2 protein-coding genes are annotated in these 2253 nt (G+C 44.3%); both read right to left on the bottom strand.

Going from position 1 to position 2253, the window contains the following annotated elements; genetic code table 11:
* Positions 1–73: 73 nt before the first annotated feature.
* Positions 74–1747, bottom strand: a complete 1674-nt coding sequence (locus tag DFR60_RS31100; protein ID WP_243005224.1) for an IS66 family transposase — start codon at positions 1745–1747, stop codon at positions 74–76.
* 4 nt (positions 1748–1751) lie between these two features.
* Positions 1752–1940 carry a hypothetical protein gene (locus tag DFR60_RS30085; RefSeq protein ID WP_110326982.1) on the bottom strand — a complete coding sequence of 63 codons (189 nt, stop codon included), beginning with the start codon at positions 1938–1940 and terminating at the stop codon, positions 1752–1754.
* Between the last annotated feature and the right edge of the window lie 313 nt (positions 1941–2253).

Raw genomic sequence — 2253 nt, 5'->3', positions numbered from 1 at the left:
GTTCAGAGGCTAACTTGTAAAGAAAGAACTCATGGTGTAGACTGGAAGCAGTCGAAGCCATGAGTTCTTTCTTCTATCCGAATACTGCGGATACTTTATCATATAGGTTACCATCTTCTTGGCGCATCAAAAACAGCACGCTCATGCTATTACAGAGAAAATCAAGACTTTTGATACTCCGGAATGACATAGCCTGGTTCTGTTTTCGTTTTATGAATCTTAGCAGCCGTTCGGCCAGGTTATTCGTTGTAGGAACCCTGCTGTCATGCAGGAACAACAGGTGTGCATCCCGGTAGACGTTCATCCTCGCTGCCAGATTGAATCCATCTCTGTAGTAGTCGCTGCACGGAATATCCTCGTATTCACTCGAGGCTGTTTTCAGGACCTGATCATATCTGGTCTCATATTCGTGGATTTTTACGGAATCTCGTTCTTCACCTGTTTCCACTCCGTTTACATAGTGGACCATTTCTTGAAGCAGGGAATGCATGTCTTTATTCCACGTTCGCTCCGGTTCGTTTTCTATGCTGCCTTTCAGATAGCGCAGCACATGTGCCAGGCATTCCTGATGTGCAGAGCCGTACTTGTAGAAGGTTTTCTCATGGTCGTGGATCAAAATCCCCTGATAGTCCTCTACGGGCGTTCCTGCAACACCCGCATGCCCTTTGGCTTCACGGGCATAGTATAGAGCTGGCCCGTCTGGTGCTGCGCAGATAAACACATACGCACTCTGCCCATTTACACGGGCATTGGTACAGTCTGTATGTATGACCGGAGAAAGGAACATCTCTGAAACAGCAGACTTTCGCAGTGCTTCGCTTTTTTCAGAGAATTCTTTACTGAGCTTACTGATCATTCCTTTTGAAATATCCAGTTTCCCGTCGGTCAGGTTTTTAAGGAAATCCCGACATTTATCGATAGAAACGCAGCAATCGTTATTCAGCAGAAACAGGAAGGCTCTGACGGAAGAACCGTAGTTGACATCATCGACTACACCGTCCGGAAACTCTGCGTGGTAGAGTTCTTCTGTCTTTATGTCACGATATACATCTGCTTTGTATTCGATTACATTTAAACATACCTGTACATTGACCAGTTGTTTTGTGACAGTCTTCCTGGTCTTTTTGAAATCAGGATCATCAAGGATTTCTTGTGATGGCTGGAGCAATACTGTCTGATTGGGGGTCTGCTTTTTTCGGCTGTGGCCTGGATGCCCTGGCTGTGCACCAGGCTTTCTGCCACTTGCTTCCCGATTATTGGGAATCTTCTTTTTCCTGATAGTCTGAGCAGAAGAAGGCAAAGAGGAATTTTGGAAATCTTTGTTAATCTGAGCAATCAGCTTTTGATTCTTTCCTTTTTCTTCTTCCAGTTCTGTTGCAAGCTGATAGTTCTCCCTGCGCATTTGCGTTATCTTATCATATGCATCATCACGCTGCGCTTCCGCCTTGAAGCTTCGCTCATAGAGACGGGCATTCTCTGCCTGAAAGGCACGTATCTTCTTTTCGTACTCTGCCTGCATGTCATCTGTGCTTTCAAACCATTGCTGACGGGCAGAGAGTTGTTCCAGACGGAGTCGGCGCAGTTCTTCCTGCAGAGATTTTATCTGTTTCTCCAGACAAAGTCGATCCGTTTCATGATCCTTTTTCATGGTCACATATTTCTGACCGGACTTAAATGACGCAAGCTGTTGCTGCGCCGCTCTTAGATCGTACTGTAAAGATGTAACCAGTTCAAAGGAAATCCTCATAAGTTTATTCTCCCGATTGAATCATTCCGAGCACTCTGCTCAACATTTCGGCAAGTTCCTCATTCTGTTTGTTTTGAATGCTAATGGTTTCTTCCTGCATAGAAATAATCTTTGCCTGATATTCATTTTGCTCTCTGAGCCCTTTCAGCAGTTCTTCAAGAGATATCGGTTTCTGAGTCTCGTTTTTCTTCATTTTGCGGCCTCGCTTTCCACCTCAAGTTTAGCATAAATAAGGCTTTTTGGCGAATTGCCGGTTTTTCTCGATTCGTAAAAATGACGGTATATAACTTCTAAAAATCGCACGTAAATCAAAGAAAGATGAGGCATCTTGTCCACACAGATTCGGCAGATCAAAGGATTTGTGGATGCTCAAACACGCACAGAACCCGGCAGAAAAAGATATCCACCTTTTTCTGCCGGGTTTCTAGACACAGCCACAAAATACGCTATTTCTTAAATTTTAAATTTCGTCACTTTGCCGATACTGATTTATGATACCTCTGAAC

Source organism: Hungatella effluvii (genome assembly GCF_003201875.1).
In the GTDB taxonomy this organism is placed as follows: Bacteria; Bacillota; Clostridia; order Lachnospirales; family Lachnospiraceae; genus Hungatella; species Hungatella effluvii.
This window is presented reverse-complemented; position numbering and strand designations above follow the sequence as displayed.

Excerpts from the sequence above, each read along its gene's own strand:
- DFR60_RS31100 (WP_243005224.1), bottom strand. The coding sequence starts at position 1,747 with ATGAGGATTTCCTTTGAACTGGTTACATCTTTACAGTACGATCTAAGA.
- DFR60_RS30085 (WP_110326982.1), bottom strand. The coding sequence starts at position 1,940 with ATGAAGAAAAACGAGACTCAGAAACCGATATCTCTTGAAGAACTGCTG.